At 54.8% G+C, this 24,274-nt stretch carries 22 protein-coding genes and 1 tRNA gene; 19 read left to right on the forward strand and 4 right to left on the reverse strand.

Going from position 1 to position 24,274, the window contains the following annotated elements; translation table 11 throughout:
- Window positions 1–68: 68 nt before the first annotated feature.
- Window positions 69–2,834 (reverse strand): DNA translocase FtsK, encoded by a 2,766-nt coding sequence (locus ABSG47_RS07025; protein WP_424168204.1) that lies wholly within the window; start codon window positions 2,832–2,834, stop codon window positions 69–71.
- Between the two features lie 478 nt (window positions 2,835–3,312).
- On the reverse strand, window positions 3,313–3,837 hold the full coding sequence (locus ABSG47_RS07030) for a hypothetical protein (protein ID WP_424168206.1): 525 nt from the start codon (window positions 3,835–3,837) through the stop codon (window positions 3,313–3,315).
- A gap of 640 nt (window positions 3,838–4,477) precedes the next feature.
- Here ABSG47_RS07030 and kduI point away from each other — a divergent pair.
- Complete coding sequence (gene kduI, locus ABSG47_RS07035; RefSeq protein ID WP_424168209.1) at window positions 4,478–5,308, forward strand: 5-dehydro-4-deoxy-D-glucuronate isomerase; 831 nt, start codon at window positions 4,478–4,480, stop codon at window positions 5,306–5,308.
- Between the two features lie 12 nt (window positions 5,309–5,320).
- On the opposite strand, the gene ABSG47_RS07040 is transcribed toward kduI, so the two are convergent.
- Window positions 5,321–6,553: a glycoside hydrolase family 88/105 protein gene (locus ABSG47_RS07040; protein WP_424168212.1), complete on the reverse strand. Its 1,233-nt coding sequence runs from the start codon at window positions 6,551–6,553 to the stop codon at window positions 5,321–5,323.
- A 226-nt stretch (window positions 6,554–6,779) separates the two neighbouring features.
- On the opposite strand from ABSG47_RS07040, the gene ABSG47_RS07045 reads away from it, so the two are divergent.
- The 4 genes from ABSG47_RS07045 (at window position 6,780) to ABSG47_RS07060 (ending at window position 10,513) form a co-directional block, all read left to right on the forward strand.
- The gene (locus ABSG47_RS07045; protein ID WP_424168215.1) at window positions 6,780–7,862 is read left to right on the forward strand and encodes an alginate lyase family protein; all 1,083 of its coding nucleotides are present in this window, start codon (window positions 6,780–6,782) and stop codon (window positions 7,860–7,862) included.
- Window positions 7,863–7,970: 108 nt separating this feature from the next.
- Window positions 7,971–8,525, forward strand: a complete 555-nt coding sequence (locus ABSG47_RS07050) for a D-glycero-alpha-D-manno-heptose-1,7-bisphosphate 7-phosphatase (RefSeq protein ID WP_424168217.1) — start codon at window positions 7,971–7,973, stop codon at window positions 8,523–8,525.
- Between the two features lie 161 nt (window positions 8,526–8,686).
- On the forward strand, window positions 8,687–9,727 hold the full coding sequence (locus tag ABSG47_RS07055; RefSeq protein WP_424168220.1) for a GHMP family kinase ATP-binding protein: 1,041 nt from the start codon (window positions 8,687–8,689) through the stop codon (window positions 9,725–9,727).
- A 66-nt stretch (window positions 9,728–9,793) separates the two neighbouring features.
- Window positions 9,794–10,513, forward strand: coding sequence for a nucleotidyltransferase family protein (locus tag ABSG47_RS07060; protein ID WP_424168223.1), 720 nt, complete (start codon window positions 9,794–9,796; stop codon window positions 10,511–10,513).
- Between the two features lie 31 nt (window positions 10,514–10,544).
- On the opposite strand, the gene gmhA is transcribed toward ABSG47_RS07060, so the two are convergent.
- Complete coding sequence (gene gmhA, locus ABSG47_RS07065) at window positions 10,545–11,177, reverse strand: D-sedoheptulose 7-phosphate isomerase (RefSeq protein WP_424168257.1); 633 nt, start codon at window positions 11,175–11,177, stop codon at window positions 10,545–10,547.
- 868 nt (window positions 11,178–12,045) lie between these two features.
- Here gmhA and ABSG47_RS07070 point away from each other — a divergent pair.
- The 14 genes from ABSG47_RS07070 to ABSG47_RS07135 all read left to right on the forward strand — a co-directional run.
- The gene (locus ABSG47_RS07070) at window positions 12,046–12,729 is read left to right on the forward strand and encodes a response regulator (RefSeq protein WP_424168225.1); all 684 of its coding nucleotides are present in this window, start codon (window positions 12,046–12,048) and stop codon (window positions 12,727–12,729) included.
- Window positions 12,730–12,963: 234 nt separating this feature from the next.
- Window positions 12,964–13,389, forward strand: coding sequence for a PilZ domain-containing protein (locus ABSG47_RS07075; RefSeq protein WP_424168228.1), 426 nt, complete (start codon window positions 12,964–12,966; stop codon window positions 13,387–13,389).
- 183 nt (window positions 13,390–13,572) lie between these two features.
- Window positions 13,573–14,181 (forward strand): UpxY family transcription antiterminator, encoded by a 609-nt coding sequence (locus ABSG47_RS07080; RefSeq protein WP_424168230.1) that lies wholly within the window; start codon window positions 13,573–13,575, stop codon window positions 14,179–14,181.
- Between the two features lie 84 nt (window positions 14,182–14,265).
- Window positions 14,266–14,898, forward strand: a complete 633-nt coding sequence (locus ABSG47_RS07085) for a polysaccharide biosynthesis/export family protein (protein ID WP_424168232.1) — start codon at window positions 14,266–14,268, stop codon at window positions 14,896–14,898.
- An 8-nt stretch (window positions 14,899–14,906) separates the two neighbouring features.
- Window positions 14,907–16,223 carry a hypothetical protein gene (locus ABSG47_RS07090; protein WP_424168235.1) on the forward strand — a complete coding sequence of 439 codons (1,317 nt, stop codon included), beginning with the start codon at window positions 14,907–14,909 and terminating at the stop codon, window positions 16,221–16,223.
- Window positions 16,224–16,225: 2 nt separating this feature from the next.
- Entirely contained in the window at window positions 16,226–17,833 is a 1,608-nt protein-coding gene (locus tag ABSG47_RS07095) for a GumC family protein (RefSeq protein ID WP_424168238.1), read from the forward strand.
- The gene (locus ABSG47_RS07100) at window positions 17,764–18,837 is read left to right on the forward strand and encodes an ExeA family protein (RefSeq protein WP_424168241.1); all 1,074 of its coding nucleotides are present in this window, start codon (window positions 17,764–17,766) and stop codon (window positions 18,835–18,837) included. The genes ABSG47_RS07095 and ABSG47_RS07100 overlap by 70 nt, the downstream gene beginning before the upstream one ends.
- A gap of 52 nt (window positions 18,838–18,889) precedes the next feature.
- Window positions 18,890–19,828, forward strand: coding sequence for a CpsD/CapB family tyrosine-protein kinase (locus ABSG47_RS07105; RefSeq protein ID WP_424168244.1), 939 nt, complete (start codon window positions 18,890–18,892; stop codon window positions 19,826–19,828).
- Window positions 19,829–20,031: 203 nt separating this feature from the next.
- Window positions 20,032–21,075 carry a sugar transferase gene (locus tag ABSG47_RS07110; RefSeq protein WP_424168246.1) on the forward strand — a complete coding sequence of 348 codons (1,044 nt, stop codon included), beginning with the start codon at window positions 20,032–20,034 and terminating at the stop codon, window positions 21,073–21,075.
- Between the two features lie 117 nt (window positions 21,076–21,192).
- The gene (locus tag ABSG47_RS07115) at window positions 21,193–22,191 is read left to right on the forward strand and encodes a Gfo/Idh/MocA family protein (protein WP_424168248.1); all 999 of its coding nucleotides are present in this window, start codon (window positions 21,193–21,195) and stop codon (window positions 22,189–22,191) included.
- Complete coding sequence (locus ABSG47_RS07120; RefSeq protein WP_424168250.1) at window positions 22,188–22,688, forward strand: acyltransferase; 501 nt, start codon at window positions 22,188–22,190, stop codon at window positions 22,686–22,688. Before ABSG47_RS07115 ends, ABSG47_RS07120 begins: the two co-directional genes overlap by 4 nt.
- Window positions 22,681–23,895, forward strand: coding sequence for a DegT/DnrJ/EryC1/StrS family aminotransferase (locus ABSG47_RS07125; protein ID WP_424168252.1), 1,215 nt, complete (start codon window positions 22,681–22,683; stop codon window positions 23,893–23,895). The genes ABSG47_RS07120 and ABSG47_RS07125 overlap by 8 nt, the downstream gene beginning before the upstream one ends.
- Window positions 23,896–23,913: 18 nt before the next feature.
- Window positions 23,914–24,007, forward strand: a tRNA-OTHER gene (locus ABSG47_RS07130).
- A 57-nt stretch (window positions 24,008–24,064) separates the two neighbouring features.
- Window positions 24,065–24,274 (forward strand): hypothetical protein (locus ABSG47_RS07135; protein ID WP_424168254.1); only part of this gene is annotated, 210 nt, incomplete at its 3' end.

The raw sequence follows: 24,274 nt of genomic DNA on the forward strand, positions 1-24,274 counted from the left end.
TTCATATAGTCATCCAGCTAGCCCGGGAATTGATAACTGACTCAAAATCGGATACTGAGCCCGGCCCGCTATTCCATCGCGCTGGCGCTCACCTCATGCAGCCATCCCGGAGCCTTCAGCAACTCCCGCGGCCGCGAGCCGTCCGCCGGACCCACCAGCCCATCGCGCTCCATTAAATCAATCAGGTGCGCAGCCCTTCCGTAGCCAATCCGAAGCCGCCGCTGCAGCAGGGAAGTCGAGGCCTTGCCGAACTCGAAGACCAGCCGCACCCCATCGTCATACAGCGGATCGTTCTCTTCCTCACCTCCGCTGCCGCCTTCCATGCTCGCCCGCTCATCCTTCGGCGATTCCAGAAATCCTTCCGCGTATTCCGCATTGCCCTGGTCTTTCCAGAACTTCACAATGGCCGCCGTCTCCTTCTCGCTCACATAAGGCGCATGCAACCGCATCAGGCGGCTCGTTCCCGGCGGCAGAAACAGCATGTCGCCGCGTCCCAGCAGCGCTTCTGCGCCATTGGTGTCGATAATCGTCCTCGAATCCACCTTCGTCGAAAGCCGGAAGCTGATTCTCGTCGGCACATTCGCCTTGATCAGGCCGGTAATCACGTCCACACTGGGCCGCTGCGTCGCCAGCACCAGGTGAATCCCCACCGCGCGCGCCATCTGCGCCAACCGCGTGATCGACTCTTCCACATTCGCCCGGTCCAGCATCATCAGGTCCGCCAGCTCGTCAATCACAATCACGATGTATGGCAGCGGCTCTTCGTCCGCCTCAAGACCCTGTCCAAAGAGTGAAAGGCTGGAACCTTCAAACAACTTGTTGTACTGGTCAATGTTCCGCACCGAACGCGAAGCCAGCAGCTTCAGCCGCCGCTCCATCTCCCGCACCGCATTCCTCAGCGCATTCGCCGCCAGCTTCGGCTCCGTGATGATCGGCGTAAACAGGTGCGGCACGCCCTCATACATGCCCAGTTCCACGCGCTTCGGATCGACAAGAATCAGCCTCACCTGCTGCGGTGTCGTCCGGAAGAGCAGGCTCATGATCATCGCGTTGATCGCCACCGACTTGCCCGAACCCGTCGAGCCCGCAATCAGCACGTGCGGCATTCCGGCCAGGTCCGCCGTTACAATCCGCCCGTTGATGTCCTTGCCCATCGCCAGCGTCAACCGGCTCTTCGCCTTGGCAAAGGTCTCGCTCTCCAGCACCTCGCGCAGGTGAATCGTCTCGCGCTCATGATTCGGCACCTGGATGCCCACGGTGCTCTTGCCCGCCATGCGCTCGATCAGAATGCTTTCGGCCCGCATCGCCAGGCACAAGTCGTCCGCCAGGCCCGTCACGCGGCTGTACTTCACGCCCGCCTCCGGCTTGAACTCGTACGTCGTCACCATCGGTCCGGGATTGATCTGCACCACCTGCCCGCGCACGTCGAATTCCGCGCACTTCTCCACCAGCACGCGCGCTTCCTCGCGCAGTTCCTCTTCGCGAACCGCCTGCGGACCTTCGCCTTCCAGCAGCAGCGTGCTCGGCGGCAGCTTGTAGCCGCTCACATGCTTCGGAGCCACCGTCACCATGCGCTCTTCCACATCGGCCCGCTCGTGGATCTCAATCGACTCTTCCACCGGCGCAGCCTGCGGAGCCCGCATCGCCGCCATCGGCTGCTGCCTCACCGGTGCGGGAGCCGGTTCTGGTTCCATATGAGCCTGGATAGCCTCATACCGCGCCGTCACCGGAACCTGCTCGGGCTCAGGCGTCGCATACGCTTCCTGCACCCTCGCCGGGATGGGCATTTGAGTCGGAGCCGGGACGGCAGCCGGCCTCTGAACCTGCGCGGCCTCCGCATACGCCGTCTGCGCCGCGCTCACCCCAGCTACAGCCGGCCCGGCAGCATCCACCGTCCGCTCCCAAATGCTCGCCTTGCCAGCAACTCGTCGCACCGGCTCCGCCGCAGTTGCAACTGGCACAGTAGGCTGGCCCGCATCCTGCATCTGATCCATCGCCCGCTGCCGCTGATACGCCGGAATCTCCTCCACCGGATCAATCTCGCGCTCACGCTTCCGCCAGAAAAAGGAAGCCAGTCCCCGCGGAGTCCGCATGTTCGCCGCAGCCTCACCCTCCGCCGAACCGGTATACAAGCTCTGCGACGGTCCCGGATTCTGCTGTTCTTCATTCAGCAGCGCCCCGCGCTTGATCGCATCGCGTTCAGCCTTCTGCTCCGCGCGCTCTTCACGCCAGTTCTGCCAGCGATCGTTCCACACCTGCAGTTGAACCCAGTGCGCCGAGAGCCACTCATACATCGCGCGGAAATTCAGCGCCAGCGCAAAGTACACACCCGCAGCGGCCAGTACACCCGCCACCAGCCACGCGCCCTGCACATTCAGGTATCTCACCAGCAGGCCAGCCATCAACCGGCCCACCACGCCTTCCACCGGAATCGCGTGCATCCACTGCCAGTGCCACGGCAGCAGCCCAAACATCACCGGCACAAACGCCACCGCGCACACCATGCCCAGCCCGCGCAGCCACGCCGCCCCGTTCCACCGCGAACGCGTCCAGCCCCACGCAATCGCACCCATCCATATAGGAACAAAAAATGCCGTCAGCCCAAGCGTCTGCAGCGCCAAGTCGCTCATCGTCGCGCCAAACGGCCCAATCCAGTTCTTCACCATCCCCTGCGTGCCGGGGTCGATGGAAGTATTCAGTGAGGGGTCAGCCGTGTGATAGGTGGCCAGCGAAAGCAGCAGCAAAATCGAGGCCAGCGCCAGCACCACGCCAAGAAACACATTCAGGGGGCGGCTGCGCGTCGGCGCAAGTGCAATCTGGATAGGCTTAATCATTCAGGATCGTCTCTCCACACCGGCACGCTCGCCGCAATCCTGTTCGCATTGCAGACAAGCACCAGGAAAGGAGGCGAGAATCCCAGAGCAGCTTTCATTATCGTTTCCGCTCAAGGCGAAAGCCGGGCAAAACCGGGCAGGGGAATCACACTCTCCACCCCCGCGTTCCTACCCCGCTCTTTCATCCCCAATCTGAATGACCAGCAGTTGTTGCCTTCACTCAAAACAACTCTGCCAGTCTCTCACCGTAAAAATTGGCTGTGATTGCGTGGAGAATGGATATGGGCGCGCACTAAATCATATCTATTTAGCACGCGCCCACACCGGCCGATATAGCGTTGTTCGGGTTCGACCCCTGTCGTCCCCACCATTTCTTTCAATCAATTGCTATGCTCGGCAGTGTCTTGATTCCGCGCATCCCAAGCCCGGAATCAAACGGAGAGAGGCTGCCACTGGCTACGTTCTGGATGAACTGAAACTACCGGATAGGGAAAACGAGGGGAGGGAAGGGGGGCGAGGGGGGACCGATGAAGGGAATTCCGGCGGCAAACCACGATCCGCCTCCAGCGACCCGGATGAGGAGCACCGGGCTGGTGCAGGTGTCCGGCGGCGTAGGCGAAAGCCTGTCCTGAATGTGAAAATCGCCATTTGCCTGAATCGGTACGCCGGCAGCACCGGTGCTGTGCTGGACGTCCCCGTCATTCGCGCAGAACAGTGTCGCAAATACGCTCGCGCCGGCGTTGGTTCCGATGCCATTTCCTGCGCCCAGGAGAAGACCCTGGCCGTCGACCTGGATGAGCCCGCCCACCCTCGCCTGGGCCTGAAGGTCACGGATCACCCAGATCTGGCCAGCGGCTGGGATGTCAAACACGGCTGTACTTAATGAACCGGTGGTAATATCGCCAATCCCTCCACTGAACGCGGCCAGATTCTGGGCGTGGGCCGACTGAGCCATAGCTCCGAGGACGGAGACTACGGCGATTAACATGCTGATTTTTTTCACGATGATGCTCCTTAATCTGATAACAGGGTTGTAGTTGTAGGCGATCAGTTTTGCGTGGCGATATGGAATTGCTCGTGAGCCGACGAACGACTTTTCCGAGCTTATTTTCCGGACCTCGTTTATCCGCATTTGCCGATCACCCAATACCCAAGGACAGAACCGAGAAAACCGCAACTTTGAAACCGCGTAAGACGAAGTGCCAGGGATCTTGCGCAGCGGAGATCGGTATGGAACCGATCACAGCTGTCACTGCAAAGACGTGTGTAAGAATCCGTCTAACAAATCGCGAACTCATTCTCATCTAATTCGGCGCCAGATGGCTGTAACCACGATGTAATTTGTTTGTCAGATTATTGTCATCGGTAACCTTACAGGAGCGTTGTTTGCTCCGCTTCCCACTGAGTAATTCCGCCCCTGCCTTTTCGATGGACTCACGCACTCCAGACGCTGCCCGGCTTGAGGGGCACGTCCACGCGTCTTTATAGCGGCCTGCATCCGCGTCAGGAAACCGCCAGGCGTTAAGCTGGAATAAGGGCCTCTAGGCATGGCAGTGCCACTCCCAGATTGCGTATTGTGATTGCAATTCAGACCAAAGATGAGAGCCGCTGAAAGAATTGCGCGCATCTCGAAGATGGAGATCATGAAGATCATACAGATGGCGGACCTGGTTCGGTTCCGGACAATGACGACGCAGGAGCTTCGAGAAACATTTCTCATCAGCAGCCTCTTTCAACCGGGACAAATTGCGTTGTTCTATATCGATCTGGACCGAACGGTGATCGGTTCAGCGGTTCCGCTTGCGGAGCCGCTTGCGCTGCCCACGGAGGATGCGTTGCGTGCCTCCTGCTTTACTGAGCGCCGCGAACTGGGAGTGCTGAATATAGGCGGGCCTGGGACAGTGCAGGTGCAGGATGCCGAGTACCAGCTCGATAAGCTCGACGCCTTATATGTGGGCCGAGGAAACGAGAAGATTGTCTTCGCCAGCAAGGATGCCTCTAATCCCGCGGAATTTTATCTTCTAAGTTATCCATCCCACGCGGTGCATCCCACGAGCCTGATACGTGCAAGTGAGCAGCAGGGAAGTAAGCTCGGCTCGCCGGAGACTGCGAATCTGCGCGAGATTACGCGCCTGATTCATCTGAATGGAGTGAGAAGCTCGCAACTGGTGATGGGTTTCACGCGCCTGTCGCCAGGAAGCGTGTGGAATACGATGCCTGCGCATACTCACATGCGGCGCTCTGAGGTTTACCTTTATTTCGACCTGGATGCAGATCAGCGCGTGATGCATCTCATGGGGCCGGGCGATGAGACGCGGAGCCTCGTCGTTGCAAACAAGCAGGTGGTAATCTCGCCTGGCTGGTCTATTCATACCGGAGTTGGGACGAAGAACTACTCGTTCTGCTGGGGGATGGGCGGAGAAAACCAGGAGTACAGCGACATGGATGCGCTGGCTATTGCGGATCTTCGTTAGCGGCAGGCTCTTTTAATGTTTGGCCAGCGCATCCATCTCAGAGGCGGCCAGCAAGAATCCTCCCACGCCGTATACATAACTTGCCGAGGCGTTGAATTTGCCGGGCTGGCCGTCGATGGGCTGAATTGATCCCAGACGACCGTCTGCATAGATGTGCGTGAGAATCGCTGCCCATGAGCGCTCGATAACGGGCTCAAATTTCTTGCGATCCAATATGCCTGTGCGTATTCCCCAGGCCATTCCATAGGTGTAAAAAGAGCTGCCGGAGATTTCAGGAAGATCATAAGCGCCGGGGTCCAGCAAACCGCTGCGCCACAAGCCGTCTTTGCCCTGGATCGCCGCAAGCCGGTCTGCCATCTGCTTGAACTGTTCAATGTACTTGCCGCGGGTGGGATAGTCTTTGGGCATTTCCGTGAGTACCTGCACGAATGCGCCCATGACCCAACCATTGCCGCGCGACCAGAAGATTTTTTGCCCGTTCTGCTGCTTCTGCGTAAAGTAGCGGCTGTCGCGGTAGTAGAGGCGCTCTGCGGGATCGTAAAGACTGGCCGAAGTCTCCCACCACTCTTTATCCATATAGTCGAGATAGCGCCGATCCCCGGTAATCGTGGACATGCGGGCCAGGACCGGCGGGGCCATGAATAAGGCGTCGCACCACCACCAGAGCAGCTTTTGCGGATCGTCTTGCCGAACGATGAGCCGGTCCATTGTTGCTTTGGTGTCTGCCAAGCGGGCGGCATCGCGATTGTCACGGTAGAGATCCAGATAGGTGCGGCCAAGCGCCATATCGTCGGCGTGGGGGAAGCGGTTATTCTGCAGCTTCCAGTCAAAGCCTTCAGACATCTTTACCATTGCGTCGCGATAACGCGGGTCGCCGGTTGTGCGCGAGGCGGCGAGCATGCCGTCATAGAGCGCGGCATAGGTCCACTGCTGATTGAATGTGGATTCGACGCGCGCAAGCTGCCAGTCCGCTACTTTTTTTGCAGCTTTGCGAATGGCTGTGTGAGTCAGATCCGCAGACAGGCCGGTGGCGAGCGGGCCAGGGTTTTCCGGTGCATCGCCGACCGAATTACGCTCTGTTGGCACGGGAGCCTGAGCAGGCTGTGCGGTTTGGGCGCCCGCAACAAGAGAGGCGGCGGCAAACACAGCGATCAGAGATACGAAGGCTGCAAATTTAAAACTAAGGACGGCCTTAAAGCGTCGGGCAGCATTGATCTTCAGCGTGGAATCAGCAGTATTCGGCATACTGATTGGCAATCATAGCAGCAGAAGGATGTACGTTATCAATGCTTGCGAGATAGAATCCTGAGCTATGAAGCCGCAGAGCGGAGTTGTGTGCCGGACATCATGGCCTACCTCGCAAATTGACAGAAGAATCTTCCTGAAAACAGCAACGGTTTCCGGGTTAGCAGCTCTTGCGCCATTTGCTCGCGGGGCGCTCCGCCATACAGGTGAATCGGAAGCATACCGCATGGTTGCCGCAACGGATCGCCAGAGGATTCTTACCGCGGCAGATCGCTATCTCTCGCAAAAGCCGCTTACGATTACTGCATTTCCCGCGAAACGAAGCGCTGGAGGGCTCCACGACTTCTTTTCGCAGGCGGATTACTTCTGGCCGAATCCGAAAGACCCTGATGGGCCGTATATCAATCGCGACGGGCAGAGCAATCCGGACAACTTTGACGATCATCGCCGGGTGATGGTGGCGCTTTCCATTCAGATGCCGGCGCTCACGGCTGCATGGCTGCTGACAGGCCGCTCCAGCTACGGCAAGCTAGCCGCCGATCATCTGCGGGCATGGTTTGTGACGCCCGAAACGCGCATGAATCCGAACCTGCGATATGCGCAGGCGGTCATCGGCGTTTCTACGGGGCGCTCGTATGGAATTATCGATACGCTGCACCTGGTGGAGGTGGCGCGGGCGGCGAGTTTGTTGCATACGCAGGTGCTCAGTGCCGAGGATGCCGCTGCCGTGAAGGCCTGGTTTCGCGAGTATCTTGCATGGCTCAATACCAGCAGCCCCGGCAAGGCCGAGCGCGATGCGCTGAACAACCACGCTATATGCTGGGCGCTGCAGGCTGCCGAGTTCGCGCGGCTCGTGGACGATGAGGCATCACGGCAGGAGATCTACCGGCGCTATTGCGAGATTATGCTGCCCAATCAGATGGCTCCGGATGGCTCGTTTCCTCGCGAGCTGACGCGTACCAAGCCGTATAGCTATTCCATTTTCAACTTCGATGGGATGGCGGCATTGTGCCAATCACTCAAGGGCCTTACGCCCGATCCGCTGAGCTTTCAACTTGCCGATGGACGCGGCCTTAAAAAAGCCGCGCAGTTTCTCTACCCATACCTCAAAGACAAATCCGCGTGGAAATGGGCGCATGATGTGGAGCACTTTGACGCGCTGCCTGTACGCTCACCAGGCCTTTTGTTTGCGGGCGTGGCATTTCATAATTCGCAGTATGTTGATCTGTGGAAGAGCCTGAATCCTGATCCGTCGGATAAGGAGATCATTCGGAACTATCCGATTAGGCAGCCGCTGCTATGGGTGTAAGGGGTGGAAATCATTCGGCGTGTGCAGCTTTAATGGAGGGCGCGCTATCAGCACACGTCCCGGCTGAATTCTGCTAATACTATTTTGATGGCCAATTCTAAAACGCAAATGCCGAAGCATGTTGAGACGGTGTTTCTCGATAGAGACGGTGTGTTGAATGAGAAGATGCCGGAGGGGCGTTATGTTACTTCCTGGGAGGAGTTCAAGCCCCTACCTGGTGTCGCCCAGGCGATCGGCAGTTTGAACCGCATGGGAATCCGCGTGATCGTGGTCAGCAATCAACGCGGGGTTGCTCTTGGACGCATGACGAATGCCGGTGTGGAAGCAATTCATGCTCGATTTCAGGACTTGCTGAGGGCTAGCGGCGCGCACATCGATGCGTTTTACTTCTGTCCCCACGATAAAGAGGGATGCGATTGCCGCAAACCAAAGCCTGGGCTCTTTCTGCAGGCCATTCGGGACTTTCCGGAAATTCAGACGGAGACGAGTATTTTCATAGGCGACTCTTTGTCCGATATTGAAGCAGGCCGTAATTTCGGAATGGCGACGGTGCTGATTCTGGGGAATGCGGAGGGTCGCAGGCCAGAGTGGGAGGAGGCGCGCAAGCTTGCCGATGCCAGTTTTGCGTCGCTGCCGGAGGCCGTTGAGTTGCTTGTTCCCTGAGAGCTGGTTTGAGCATGGAAACGAAGAATTCATCGAAGGAACAGCACGCGGCGTTTGATACTTGAGCAGCAGTGCGCGACAGGCGTATGTTTAGCTACGGCAGTTCTCATTTATAAGTATGGGTGTGCGCCGCACAATCGGCTTTGGCACGGGAGAAGACTGTGAAATTGATCAGGGCAAGGGCTCCGCTTCGGTTGGGACTGGCAGGCGGCGGTACAGACGTCTCGCCATACTGCGACGAATATGGCGGAGCAATTCTTAACGCGACCATTGGTTTATATGCTTACGCGACGATTGAACCGTTGACCGACCCGATTGTGTCCTTTCAATCCTTCGATCGCAATGAGCAGGTTGAGTATGAATCTACGAGTGCATTGCCGATGGATGGGAAACTTGACCTTCTGAAGGCTATTCACAACTACGCTGTGAAGAATTTCAACGACGGCAGGCCACTCCACGTGAAGGTTTTGACCCGTGTGGACGTGCCTTCCGGGTCAGGTCTTGGTGGATCTTCGACCCTGGTCGTAGCGATTTTGAAGGCGTATTCCGAATTGCTGAATTCACCACTGGACGACTACACGCTGGCGCATGTTGCTTATGTGATTGAGCGTGAGGAGGCGGGCCTTCAGGGTGGAAGACAGGACCAGTTTGCCGCAGCTTTTGGCGGCGTGAATTTTATGGAGTTTGGGCGCGAGGGGCGCGTTCTTGTGAATCCGCTGCGAATCAAGGAGAGCGTTCTGGCGGAACTTGAGGCTTCATTGCTGCTTTTCTTTACCGGCGCATCGCGGGAGTCTAAGGAGATTATTGCCGAACAGGCGCACAATGTTGAGCGGAACAATGAAGATGCGATTGAGGCGATGCATCAATTAAAGAAGGAAGCCTTCCTGATGAAGGAAGCCCTGTTGCGCGGAGACTTTCATGGGCTTCATGAGGTGATGCGCCGAAGCTGGGAAGCAAAGAAGCGCATGGCGCGGCAGATTGTGAATGAACAGATTGAGACTGCTTACGGCAAGGCCCTGGATGCCGGCGCGCACTGCGCGAAGATCTCCGGCGCCGGCGGCGGAGGCTTCATGATTTTTCTGACCGATCCGATGCGCAAGGAGCGTGTGGCCGAGGCGCTTGGAACGCTGGACACATGCGGGAATGTCTACCGATGCCACTTTACGACTTCAGGCGCTATGGTTTGGAAGGCAGACGCGTAGAAGCATGATTCCAAATGGATGATTCCTGAAGAGCCTCGAAGCAGGTTGAGGCTCCGCGGGAAGGTTATGCGAAAGGAAGCGAAAGTGGAGGCGATCATACTCGCCGGAGGTCTCGGCACACGACTAAGTTCGCGGCTTGTGGATCGTCCGAAGTCCATGGCTTTAGTGGCGGGACGCCCATTCCTGGCAATCTTGCTTGATCGGCTGGTGCAGTCCGGATGCACGCATGTGCTGCTTTCAGTAGGCCATTTGCACTCTGTGATCATGGATGCTTTTGGGGATAGTTATCGCGGCATTCCTATTACCTACGTTGTTGAAGAGACCCCGTTAGGTACCGGAGGCGCGATACGAAAGGCACTGGATTTCAGCCGCGAAGATTGCAGCCTGGTACTGAATGGAGATACTTACGTCGATCTCGACAGCGCTGCGCTTCTGGAGTTTCATCGCGCGGGTCATTCTTCGATCACGCTGGCTGTGGCGCAGGTGGCAGATTCCGGACGTTATGGGCGCGTTCGTATTGAGCGAGAGGGAAATACGGAATATGTAACCGGATTTGAAGAGAAGGGCCAGAGCGGCGAGGGATGGATTAATGCCGGCGTCTATGCGCTGAATCGAGAGTTTTCGTGGCCTGGACAGCTCGCGGAGCGGTTCTCATTTGAAAATGATGTGCTGGCGCCAGATGTGGGAAGTCTTCGGCCGCTCGCGTTTCGGCATGCAGGCTATTTTCTTGATATTGGCGTGCCTGCGGATCTCGATCGGGCCGAGAGCGAACTGGCGGATCGCTAGTTTGATCCGCATCCGCGGCTTTGAGTTGAGCTCAATGTTGCTCGACGGTCTGTGCGGCGTCCGCGAGGCTCTGGGATGCGGGGTTGGTGCAATCGATTTCCACCCAATCGCATAGCATGTGGCCGGCGAGAATGTGGCCTTCCTGGATGCGCGCAGTGTCATTCGATGGAACTTCCACCAGATAGTCCGCTACGCCGGCCATTTTGCCGCCGCCGGCTCCAGTCAAGGCAACTGTCACAACGCCCATCATCCGTGCCGTTTCAAACGCAGCCAGGACATTCTGGCTGTTTCCGGAAGTGGATATGCCCACGAGGATATCGCCGCGACTGGCTATAGCTTCTACTTGCCTTGAGAAAACTCGTTCGTAGCCATAGTCGTTTCCAATCGCCGTGAGAATGGACGTATTGGTGCTAAGCGCGATCGAGGGCAAGCCCCTCCGTTCGCGACGGAAGCGACCTACCAGCTCTGCTGCCAAGTGCTGTGAATCTGCTGCGCTTCCACCGTTACCGCACCAGAGTATCTTGCCGCCAGCGTGGAGCGAGGACGACATCACTCGCGCTATTTGTTCCAGAACGGCAGATTGAGAGCGGAACTCAGAAATGATTCTGAGATGTTCTTGAATTGCCTCGGCAAAGACGACTGAAGGGCTGGGGTCATGCGGCATCGCAACTGTCTCCGATTGGGGAAGGAGTATGGTCAAGCGGGAGTCCTACACTGCCTAAACGATGAGGCCGGCTGACCAGAACCAATCATAGCTTAATCTTGAATGGCGGAGATGCTATCAATCGCGATTCTTCGTGCGACGTTGGTGCTAGGCAGCTATCACACCAACGGCCCGGCCTGGATGCCAAATGTCCCCACCGGCCTATGGAGACATGGGTAGAGGCGTTTGCGGCTAAAAAATGGGAGTCTATGAGGCCGATTGAGTGTCCAAAGCTGAGATCGGATGCAAACTATGGTGCCGTTTCAGAGTATGATAGAGTTCTACCTCCTTGGTAACCAACCCATGGTTATCCTTGGTAGGGCGATTTGGAAACTGCAATATCTTTTAGTGCGACAGCCTGCAATTATGGCTTGAAAGCTGACTCTAAGCGGTCAAGAAATAAGTTTCCGAGCTGCGCACATGTTGGATTTTATCGGAAATAAATTGCGAGTGGCGAGTTTTCGCCTTCGAATACGTTTCGTTGCCGGGTTGATGAGAGCATTTCGTGGATTACGTATCGGTTTGTTGGTTGCAGTCCACGATCTATTCCCTCCAAAGTTTGGGCCCCGGGAAAATTTGTAATGGTTCTTGCACAGAACCCAGTCCACCTCGACCGGTGAGCGGGAAAGGCGTATTTCGCGCGCTTCCAATCACTCAGGGGGAGGTATCTGTGTACTGTGCATGCTGTGCAATGAACAAACTGCAATGGTCGACTGCCGGGATCAGGATATCGGACAGTTTGCCCAGTGAATGGCATGGAGTCCAGGATACTCGCGCGCGAGCATTGCTTTTCCTGCCGCCGGGAGTTGCCAACTGTTGGAGGTTGAGAGTGGCAACGTTGTCTGAGGTTTCGTATTCCCCGATTCGTGTCTTAGTCGCAAACGGGCATGGTCTTTTTCGAGATGGTTTGCGGGGATTGCTTGAGTTGGGTGGTTTCAAGGTGGTGGGTGAGACTGCGGATGGCGAAGCCGTGGTTTCGATGGCCGAAAAGACGCGGCCCGATGTGATATTATTAGACCTTTCGATGCCCCGCCAGGACGGGATTGAGGTTCTACGGAGGCTATCGTCCGCGGCGATTCCGGCGCGTACGTTGCTGATGGTGTCATCGACGGAGAAGACGCAGATCGTCCGAGCCTTGAAGATGGGAGCGTACGGCGTCATTCCACAGGAAGCGACGAGTCAGCGTTTGTATGAAAGCATTCGCTGTGTCATGTCTGGCCAATACTCGATTGGCAAGGATAACGTCTCCGATCTGGTCCAGGCGCTGCGGGAAGAGAGTGGTTCAGAGACTATTCCGCGGCAGAGACGGTTTGGCCTGACGCCGCGTGAGTTGGAGACCATTACGCTTGTGGTCGCTGGTTACTCGAATCCGGGGATTGCACAGAAATTTTCAATTAGCGAGCAGACGGTAAAGCATCACGTCAGCAATATTTTCGACAAGCTTGGTGTCTCGAACAGGCTTGAGCTTGCACTCTTTGCCGTTAATCATCGGCTAACTGATACGAACTCTTGAGAAAAAACACTAGGGCATGTAACTGCGGCCAACTTGAACTTCGCGGGTTGTCTGCCGATACAACGAAGGTAACCAGTAAATCGGCTTTCCAAGGCGATTTGGTAATTCTCCAAAGTCTAATGAAATGTGGCACTATTCAGTGTTATTCCGATGCTACTGATGGGCCATTGTAACCTTGAGACGACTTGATTAGGCTTGGTTCACGCTATGAACAAGGCGCGAGGATCAGCCTGAATGGAAAACGATCAAGGGGATAGCGGTAGGCGTCTCGAAGTCGTTTTTCGCAGGAGGGTGCCTCGGGCTCAGCGGTACGAAATTAACACGACAATGCGCTATCGCATCCGGGGGGAAAAGCAATGGCGAGAAGGTGTCGTGAAAAACATCAGTATTTCCGGCGTGCTCATCCACGCTGTCACTTTTCTGGAGTTGGAAACCAAGATTGAAGTGCGGTTTTCGCTGCCAGTTCATCTGCGGGACGAAAGTGCCGCAGAGTTGATATGCCGAGGTTCAGTTGTTCGATCCTCAAAATGCGAAGGATTTGACAAAGCTGCTATAGCGGCAGCCAGGATTGAGCATTGGCGGTTTTTGCGGAAAAAGAACAACGTAGAAGACAGATCGCCAGAGTATTCTTCCAAGGGTAGCCTGCTGCAGTTTGAGTAGGGGGCGTTTCACAGGTTGTAGTTCTGGGTGTTTCGGCGTGAATTTCAGGCGCCGTGTGCACAACGCCTTAGCTGAATGTCAGATCAATGGGCTCTGTAGCTCACAGGGCGAAGCTATACCTGGCAGTGGTAGTAGAAGTGCGGGCCAATTTCAGGTAGTCCCGAAGACGAGAGGAAGGCTGGAATGGATACGGCGATCGATTTCACCCCAAGTGAAACCGTCATGCCCTGGTGGGCTCTTTATACCCGGCACCAACACGAAAAGATGGTGGCGGAAGTATTGAGGACGAAAGGCGTAGAAGTGTTTCTGCCTTTGTACGCGTCTGTGCGCCGCTGGAAAGACAGAAGCAAGTTGTTGTACATGCCGCTGTTCCCCGGATATGTGTTTGTGCGTGGAGTGCTTGCACAGCGACTCCACGTCATGACAACGCCTGGGGTACACATGATTTTGAGTCAGGGAGATCGGGCAGCGCTTATCCCTGAAGATGAAATTCAGGCTATTCGGCAGACGATCGAAGGAAACTATCATTTCGAACCACACCCTTACTTGAAATGCGGTGAACGAGTTCGAGTGAAGCGCGGTTCTCTCTGTGGCGTTGAAGGCATACTTGTAAGGAAAAAGAATGTATTTCGCCTGGTTCTCTCTGTGCAGATGTTGGCACAGGCTGTAGCGGTAGAGATTGATGCCGCGGATGTCGAACCCGTAGGCGCAAAGGTGGCTGCACCGCTCGCGTCGACGGAAATGGCTGGCGCTCGGCTACAGCAATATCCGATTCGTCCATTTGCGAGTTAGCCTGGCTGGAAATGTGCCTCGAACGCAAGTATTTTGTACAGGCAGTTTCGTTGGGGGCATAGGAAGATGTTGATCAAAAGCAAAATGAAGATTGTAATTTCTATTCTCGTGCTTTCAGGGGTGGTACTGGCACAGGCACAGATGGGCGCGGGTAACTCTGCACAGACGGCGGCTCCGGGAACCATGAAATCGGAGCAGCCCGCGGCACCGGGAGCAAAGGACCGTCCTGAAGAAAATTACGTCATTGGGGACGGGGACGTGTTGGGAATCAACGTGTGGAAGGAACAGGAGCTTACAGGGCCTGTTCCTGTACGTCTGGACGGCAAGATATCACTGCCACTTATTGGCGAAATTCAGGCAAGCGGAAAGACGCCAACTCAACTCAAGAGCGACATCACCGATAAGCTGCGCGCGTACCTGTCTGCGCCGGATGTGACAGTAACAGTGCTGCAGATGAACAGCCAGAAGTTCAATATTCTGGGACGAGTTACGAAGCCCGGATCCTATCCGCTCTCAGCGACCACAACAGTTCTGGATGGAATTGCGGCGGCAGGCGGATTTCTGGATTTTGCGAAACAAAAAGGCGTCTATATTCTGCGCAAGAATTCCGCAGGCGCTGTAACGCGCATCGCCTTCAACTACAGGGACGTTATCCGGGGCAATCATCCTGAAGAGAACATTCAGCTCAGGCCGGACGACACGATCGTCGTACCTTGAGGTTGCATATGCGCGGACAAGCTTTATTCATCGCGATACTGCTTACCTCAGCAGTTGCAGCACAAGCACCCCAAAGCCCAAACGAGGCAGCTCAGACGCGGATGGCAACCCCACCACCTGTAAGCGGGCTGAACTATGCGAATCAAGTAGGATCTGAAGTGCAGCGTAACTATCTGCGGGGCGGCCTCACTTACAGCACATCTTATATCGATAACTACTTTGCTGATTCAGGAAGCGCACCCATTGCGGAGACAACCTTCTCGATTTTGCCGATGATTGCGCTGGATACCTCTACAGAGAAACAACATGCGGTAGTGACTTATAGTCCAGGATTCACGTTTTATCGTCCTTCAAGCGGACTAAACGAAGTTGATAATACTGCCGCAGCAGACTATGCGTTTCATTTGTCTGCATACACAACGATTAGCGCCATGGAACGATTTGAAGACAGCTCGTTGCCGTTTTCTCCTACCGATTCCAGCTTTGGCGGTATATCAGGACTACCTGTATCGACTACACCGGGTGTGGTGCCACCTTTTGCCAAGCGGCTTACCAATTTGGTCAGCGCAGAGATTACGATGCAGACGGGTTTGAATGAGATGATTGGCGCATCGGGTTTAGCTACGGTTTTGCACTATCCTGGCTCATCACCAACTCTTGGGCTTTATAACTCAAACTCGCGTGGCGGAACCGGTTTTTACGATCACCGCATTTCCTCTTCGCAGTACGTTGGAGTGACTTATCAGTACCTCGATATGCTGACATCTCCACCGGACGGCGAAAGCGCTACTAAAACATCGACAGTGATGGGGTTCTACACGATCTATCCGAGAGCGCAGTTGTCGTTGTCAGTGTCCGGAGGACCTCAGCGTTACCAAGTTACTGAAACGGCGTCGCCTTCTTTCGATGCGTGGGGGCCGGCTGTATCAGCCAGCATGGGCTGGCAGACAGGACGCGCCAGCCTTGCCGCGAGCTACTCGCATTCAGTAACGGGAGCCGGCGGCTTGATCGGGGCCTACCACACCAACAGCGCGAATGCCGCATTCCATTGGCAACTTGCGCGCACTTGGACAGCCGGAGCTTCCGGAGCGTACTCCATTAACAAGTCTGTCAGCGCGTTGCTTCCGACGGAAGCTGAAAATGGACATACGATCTTCGGATCGGCGACATTACAACATCCCATACACGGACAGGTCAGCCTGGCGTTTGGCTATGACCGCGTCCACCAAAGCTATGGCCAGGTTGCTGCCATAGCGGCCAGCCCAGACAGCGATCGCGTATCGGTCTCGGTTTCGTGGAATTTTCAACACGAGTTAGGTAGATAGTCATGCCCGAAGAATTCGAAGAAACTTCATCACAACCGTTTGATATAGGTCGCTATCTCGATATTATCCGCCGGCGTCATCTGATTTTCTTGACACTGTTGCTGGTAGGCTGGGCGGGAGTGTGGGGATCTAGCTGGCTTCTTCCGGCAAAGTACAAGTCGAGCACGCAGATCCTTGTGGAAGAACCGGAAATTCCAAAAAATTACGTAGTTTCCAATATCAGCGACAATCAGCAGGACAGACTGCAGAGCATTACACAGCAGATTTTGAGCCGCACGCGGTTACTCACCATCATTGACAAGCTGCACTTGTACCAGAGCAAGCGGCATGTATTGACGCCAGACGAGCGCGTCGACCGGATGCGCAAAGATATCGGAATTGATCTTATAAAAGACGAAAAGACAAACACTATCACTGCATTCAAAATCAGTTATGTGGCTCCAGATGCGCATACGGCTCAGCTGGTGACCAGCGAACTAACCAGTCTGTTTATCGATGAGAACTCCAAGGTCCTCAAGCAAGAGTCACAAAACACTACGCAGTTCATAGAAACCCAGCTAGCAACTGCCCGCGCCAACCTTGCCGAGCAGGAGGCAAGGGTTCGGGAATTTCAGTCGGCACACGAGGGAGCCCTGCCTTCACAGCAGACGGCCAATCTACAGATTTTGAGCGGTCTGCAATCGCAGCTGCAAAATGAGCAAGATGCGCTCAATGCGGCAAAACAGCAGGGTGTTTACCATCAGTCGTTGATTGAGCAGTATCACGCCTTCGATTCAAGGCATAGTACTGCCGGCGGGGCTCCCACAGGGCTGGCAGGCATTGATGACCAGCTTGATAAATTGCGATTGAAGCTACAAGATCTCAGCACCCGGTATACCGATCAATACCCAGAGGTTCAACAGGTAAAGGCTCAGATTGCAGACGCTGAAAAGCAAAGGTTGCAGATCATCGCCAATCTCAAGAAGGGGGCGGATGGAAAACAACCGAACAGCGCGGTACAGGTCCAGGAGATTCAGGACCCTGCACAAAATGCCCCACTGTTGCAGCTCCAGAGCCAACTGCAGGCCGATCAGACAGAAATGGTGAACCGCCAGCGGGCAATTAGCAGTCTAGAATCACGAATCAATCAATACCAGGGGTTGTTGAATAGCGAACCTGCAGTCAGTCAGCAACTTGCGGAACTGACGCGAGGATACGAGCAATCCCAAACAAACTATAACGACTTGCTGAAGAAGGAAAGCGACTCACAGATGGCCACAAGCATGGAGCAGATGCAGGAGGGTGAGCGGTTTATGACGCTAGATCCTCCGAGCTTGCCGTTGAGGCCCGATTTTCCCAATCGTCTCAAGATGTGCGGAGCCGGACTGGGCGTGGGATTAGTGCTGGGATTACTGGTGGTGGTTCTGCAGGAATTTATGGACGATTGCATGTACAGCGACCGAGAGATTATCAAGCTGATTTCTGTGGGTGTGATAGCTGAGATTCCGCAGATCCTGAACCCATCCGACACGGAGCACGAGAGACGAAGAATGTTACTGGGGTGGGCCATGGCCGCGTTGGTATTATGTGTCATTCTTTCCGGTTCCGCATTCAGCTATCTGCATTCCTAGAGCATACTTTTCCAATGTATAAGTCATTTTTCCATCTCGCGCGTAATCCATTTGATCTGACCCCGGATCCGAACTGCTTTGTGTCAACGAGACGGCACAACGAAGCTCTGGCTGCACTGTACTACGGAGTGCGCTGGCACAAGGGTTTTGTAGTTGTGACAGGAGAAGTGGGTACAGGAAAGACGCTTCTGCTGCGTTGCCTGCTGAGACTGTTGAAGGAAAGCAAAGATGTAGCGTATGCCTACGTGTTCAATGGCAGGCTTTCGCCAGTGGAGTTCCTGCAGTACATTCTTTCCGACTACGGGCTGCCTACTTCAGGCAAGAACAAAAGCGAGCTCCTGATCGAATTAGGCCAGTTCCTTATTTCACGCGGATCAAAGAAGCTTACGACAGTTTTGATCGTAGATGAAGCGCACCTTCTCTCAGAGGAGATTCTCGAAGAGATTCGCCTGCTCTCCAACCTGGAAACTGCCGACGATAAACTTCTGCAGGTCGTCTTGGTGGGACAACCCGAACTAGATGAAAAGCTGGATTCCCTTGGCCTGAGGCAGCTCAAGCAAAGAATTGCGCTCCGTGCGCGACTTGCAGCGCTGGATCAGGAGGAGACACGGGAATATATCGAGAAAAGGCTGCAGATCGCGGGAGCTTCACTTCAGGGCGATCCTATCTTTCCTTCGGAAACAGTCTCGACTGTGTACTGGTATTCGCAGGGTCTGCCACGGCTGATCAATACTATCTGCGAGAACGCACTGATTGCGTCTTATGCACGGCAGGATCACAGCGTAAATCCAGAAATTATCCACGAAGTTGCCCGGGAGTTTCGCCTGGACGTGAGTTTGTCGAGCGATGATGCAGGAACCGGCAGAAGCAGTGAAGCCGATCTGCGGCAGCAGACGAACGCCATGCTGGACATATTTTCCAGATTGAGAAGCCCTGCTCTGAACAGTTCGGCTAACGATTCGAGTCAGGTGACAGAACAAGGGGAGCATGAGCTACATATTTGACGCCTTACAGCGCTCACAAGCTGAGCGTGCAGAGGCAAACAAAACGGGATCGATGGCAACTCTTGAGCTGCTAGAGCGCACTGAGCGTGAAGCCTCCGCACAATGGGGCTCCGAATTTCCAGCGGAGCCGGTTGTGGAAACGGTAGAGGAACAGCAGGGGCCACTGCTCAGTGGAGAAGGCCTTGTGGCGGGCGCTGTTGACGACGATCCGAGTGTCATTACGAAGGCGCTGGAGGATGAAGAACGCCGGGAGACGTTCAGCCACTTCCAGACTCTGCAATGCTCTCATTCAAAAGACAGCCGCCTGGTAAGCCTGTCCAATGCGGATGCGCCTGCAAGAGAAGCGTTCCATATGCTGGCGGTTCGGCTGAACGACCTGAAACGAACGCGAGGGCTCAAGAGCTTACTGATTACGAGCACAATTCCTGGAGAAGGCAAGAGCCTGGTTGCTGCGAACCTGGCCAGCTCTCTTGGCGGTGGAGAACGCGAACGGGTTCTTCTCCTCGATGGAGACTTGAGGCGGCCTTCGCAGTCGCAACTCTTTGGACTCGCCAAGGTTCCCGGACTGATCAATTATCTGCAAGGCGAGCGCAGCCTGACCGCCTGTCTCTACCATCTACCAGAAGCAGGCATCTGGATGTTGCCGGCCGGCAACAATCCTAACAATTCCGCGGAGTTGATCCAGTCGCAACAACTGCCGAAGCTGATGGATACTCTGAGCGGATGGTTTGATTGGATCGTGATCGACTCTCCTCCAGTGCTGCCAGTAGTCGATACAAGCGTATGGGCGCGATTAGCAGATGGCGTTCTACTGATAGCGCGGCACGGAACGACGAAGAAACGAAAGCTGCAAAAAGGATTGGAAGCGCTGGATCCCAGCAAGTTGATTGGTGCACTGTTAAACGCATCCAAGAGCGCAAACGATAACGATTACTACTCCTATCTCAGCCCATCTGAAGCTTCGCGGCAATCGGATTCCGGCCGCCGCTAGCAGTCTGTTTGCCAGCCTCCTCAGTAACTTCAATCCCCCACGTCAATAAGGCCCCCGCAGTAATAGCGGGAACTACTGCTCCGCAAGAGAGTTAAGCCATGATCTGTCTCCAAGTTGAAAATCCCGCAAATTTAGACGACCTTCTTGCCGGCTCCCAGCCGGCAGAGATTCGCGACGTTCTGGACGAAAAATCTTTTCGGCGGATGATTGCTATCGAGAGGAAAAGGACAGAGCGAACCAAAGAACCTTTCCTGCTGATGCTGCTGGAGTGCGTTGAGTGCAGAGAGCCGGGGAAATGTGTCCATGGCATCGATAACCTTGTGAGCGTGCTGCTCTCAGCGACGCGAGAAACAGACGTGATCGGATGGCACAAGGACCATCGGGCTATCGCGATCCTGTTTACCGGGCTTGCAGCAGACAGCAAGAGTGCATGCGTGGGCGCCATCTTGAACCGCGTCAGTTCCGCTCTGCAAGATAAGCTCTTTTCTGAAAAATTCGTGCAGCTCTCGATTACACTCCACCTCTTCCCCGATGACTGGGGCAACGATGGCTCAGGGGGACCAAGCAACTCGACGCTATATCCGGAACTGCACGAGACAGATACGGAAAAGCGCGGAATGCTGGCTCTCAAACGAGGCATGGATATTCTTGGAAGCCTGTTTTTACTGATCCTGCTTCTGCCCGTGATTTTAGCGATTGCTATAGCGGTGAAGGTGACCTCTCGAGGGCCGATATTCTTCCGACAGCAGCGCGTGGGCCAGTTTGGCAAGTGCTTCACGTTTCTAAAGTTCCGATCGATGCGGAATCGAAATGATCACAGCCAGCACATGCAATATGTGAAGCAGATGATTGCTGGCAATGCCGATCGTGTATCGGCAAAGGGCAAAGCGGAAGGCGTATATAAATTGGTCGATGACCCAAGGATTACGCCGCTGGGAAAGTTTTTGCGGAGAACCAGCCTGGATGAACTGCCGCAATTCCTGAACGTGCTGAGCGGCGATATGTCACTGGTTGGCCCCCGGCCTCCGATTCCGTATGAAGTTGCGGCGTATGAAACCTGGCACCGGCGCAGGGTATTACATGTGAAACCAGGCATAACGGGCTTATGGCAGGTGACCGGGCGAAGCCGGGTGAGCTTTGACGAGATGGTACGCCTTGATCTGCACTATGCAAGCTTCTGGTCGCCATGGCTTGATTTCAAAATTCTGATGCGCACACCGGCCGCCGTGATTAAAGGCGCCTATTGAAGGTCGTGTGTTGGCGGAGAGCAGAATAAATTCCGCCTTTTTATCTGATTGCTTCTGGTGTATGTTCTGAATGCAAGATGGTCAAGTGAGGCCATTGGTAAGGATGGTAAGACTGTCGTGAATTTTGGCGTGATTGGTTTCGGATACTGGGGGCCCAATGTGGTGAGGAACCTCACTGCTTTGGATGGTTCTCATGTTGTTTCTATCGCAGAACTGAGTGAGAAGGCGCGCCAGCGCGCACGAAAGGCCTATCCGGGAATTCACATTACTGCGGATGCGAATGAGATTATCTCGTCTACCGAGATTGACGCGATTGCCATCATAACTCCCGTATGGACGCATTATGAATTGGCTAAGGCAGCGCTCGAAAACGGAAAGCATGTGTTTGTGGAAAAGCCGTTTACGAGCACGACCGAGCAGGGAGAAAGACTGATTGAACTGGCTGCCAAGAAGAACCTGAAGATCATGGTGGATCACACCTTCCTGTTTACCGGGGCGGTGAAGAAGATCTCTCAGCTCATGAACGAAGGAACACTGGGAAAGTTGTACTATTACGATTCAACGCGCGTTAACCTCGGGCTTTTTCAGCACGATATTAATGTGCTGTGGGATCTGGCCCCGCATGATTTGTCGATCATGGACCACTTGATTCGCTCAACTCCGGAAGCGGTTGTGGCGACAGGGCAGAAGCACCTGAGCGAGCATGAAGATGTAGCTTACATGACTCTCTACTTTCCTGACTCTGTGATTGCGCACATCAACGTAAACTGGTTGTCGCCGGTGAAGGTACGCATGACGCTAATAGGGGGAGAGAAGCGCATGCTGCTGTGGAACGATCTTGTTGCCGATGAAAAGCTCAGAGTGTATGACAAAGGCGTCAAGATTGATAGCCGTGAAGGAGTCTACGACATGCTGGTGAGCTATCGATCCGGTGATATGTGGTCTCCTCAATTGGAACAGATAGAGGCGCTTCGTGAAGAGCTTTCCTACTTTGTCGATTGCGTATCGAGCGGACGTGATCCACACAACGACGGACATGCTGGCTTGCGCGTTGTGAAGATGCTTGAAGCTGCCACGGAATCCCTGAACAAGAAGGGCGCGTTGGTAAGGCTATGAACTCTTGGAACGCTATTGCTGATGATGTGAAGCTTGGCAAGGATGTGCGGCTGTCGAAATTCATCAATCTTTACGGGTGCGAGATTGGCGATGAATCCAAGATAGGCGCCTTTGTTGAGATTCAGAAAAACGCCCGCGTGGGAAAAAGATGCAAGATCTCAAGCCACACATTTGTCTGTGAAGGAGTGGTGATTGAAGACAATGTCTTCATCGGCCACGGAGTAATATTTACCAACGATATTTACCCTCGCGCTACAACGAAGGACGGCAATCTGCAGACCGAAGCGGACTGGAGAGTTGAGCCGACTGTAGTGCGCAAGGGCGCATCCATCGGCTCGGGCGTCACGCTTCTGTGCAACATCAGCATAGGTGAAAACGCGATTGTGGGAGCTGGGAGCGTAGTCACAAAAGATGTTCCGCCCAACTCGGTCGTAGCAGGAAATCCGGCCAGAGTTCTGCGTTATACGCAACAGAGTCTGGAGACCCATCATGAGTAACCATCAGAGTGTTCCATTTTTAGATCTTGTCACTCCTCACGTCGAACTGGAAGAGGAGCTCACGGCAGTATTTCAGCGTGCTCTGCGTTCTGCAGGCTTCATCGGCGGTTCCATGGTCGAGGAGTTCGAGAAGTCCTTCGCGATGTTCTGTGGCACAGATGATTCCATTGCTGTCAGCAGCGGAACCGACGCGCTGCGATTTGCGATTATGGCTTGCGGAGTAAAGGCTGGCGACGTTGCAGTAACTGTGCCCCATACATTTATTGCCACCACGGAAGCAATTTCGCAAGCTGGCGCGCTGCCGGAGTTCGTTGACATTGATGAGCGCACTTACAACATGTCCGTTGAAAGCCTGCAGCAGTATCTGGAGCAGCAATGCTCACGGAATCAGTCCGGCAAGCTGATCAGCCGGCGAAGCAATCGCCCTGTGACTGCAATCGTGCCCGTCCACTTGTACGGGCAGATGGCGGATATGGATCCAATTCTAGCTCTCGCAGAGGAATATGGGTTGGTAGTGATCGAGGATGCATGCCAGGCACATGGAGCCGAATACTTCTCCAAAAGATTCAATCGCTGGATGAAGGCAGGATCGGTTGGACGAGCGGCAGCATTCAGCTTCTATCCCGGAAAGAATCTTGGCGCATGCGGAGAAGCCGGAGCGGCGACTACCAACGAAAGTGAGATTGCAGGAAAGATCAGGATGCTGCGTGATCACGGCCAGGCAAAGAAGTATTATCACGATGTTGAGGGATATAACGGAAGGCTTGATGCGATTCAGGCCGGCCTGCTGCACGTGAAACTTGCTCACTTGGCGCAGTGGAACGCGAGACGGCGCGAGTTGGCTGCAGAATATAACCAACTTCTAGCGAGTAATGAAGCTGTCGTCTGCCCTTGGGAGCCATCATGGTCTCGCTCCGTGTATCACCTCTACGTGATTCGTACGACTGAGCGCGACGCAATGATTGAGAACTTAAAGGAGGCTGGCATTGGCACGGGAATTCACTATCCTGTACCGCTGCATCTGCAGAAAGCTTATTCCGGGCTCAATTACAAGCCAGAAGATTTTCCGGTTGCAACGCGCGTGGCTGCCGAAATCGTCTCTCTGCCGATGTTTCCTCAACTAAGCGGAGATCAACAGGCAATCGTGGTGAACGCTGTTCAGGCATTTTCCGGGAGAGCAGTGACTGAGCCAGTCTCTGTTGCGTGATTTTTGAGCTGTATAAACGGAGAGGTCACCGTCGCTGGCTAAGGCAATAGTCAGCTTGCTGGCTGCGGTGGCTCAAACCATCCGAAGGTTCGAATCCTTCCCCTCTCCGCCAATTTCTGAGAATCGCTGCACCATGGCTTGAAGTCAAGCCACAAATAGAACAGACAACATGACAAACACGACTGCACTTGCAGACGAGAAAACCATAGCGCCGGCAAAAAGTCGTGCGAACTCTCATATCGCTCCGAAGAGCGGCATGAAGTATCGCGCCGATATAGACGGGCTCAGGGCTGTCGCGGTTGTGAGCGTGGTTGCGTTTCATATCGGATTGAATCGATTTGCGGGAGGATTTGTCGGTGTTGATGTCTTCTTCGTTATC

This window comes from Occallatibacter sp. (genome assembly GCF_049510455.1).
Lineage (GTDB): Bacteria > Acidobacteriota > Terriglobia > Terriglobales > Acidobacteriaceae > Telmatobacter.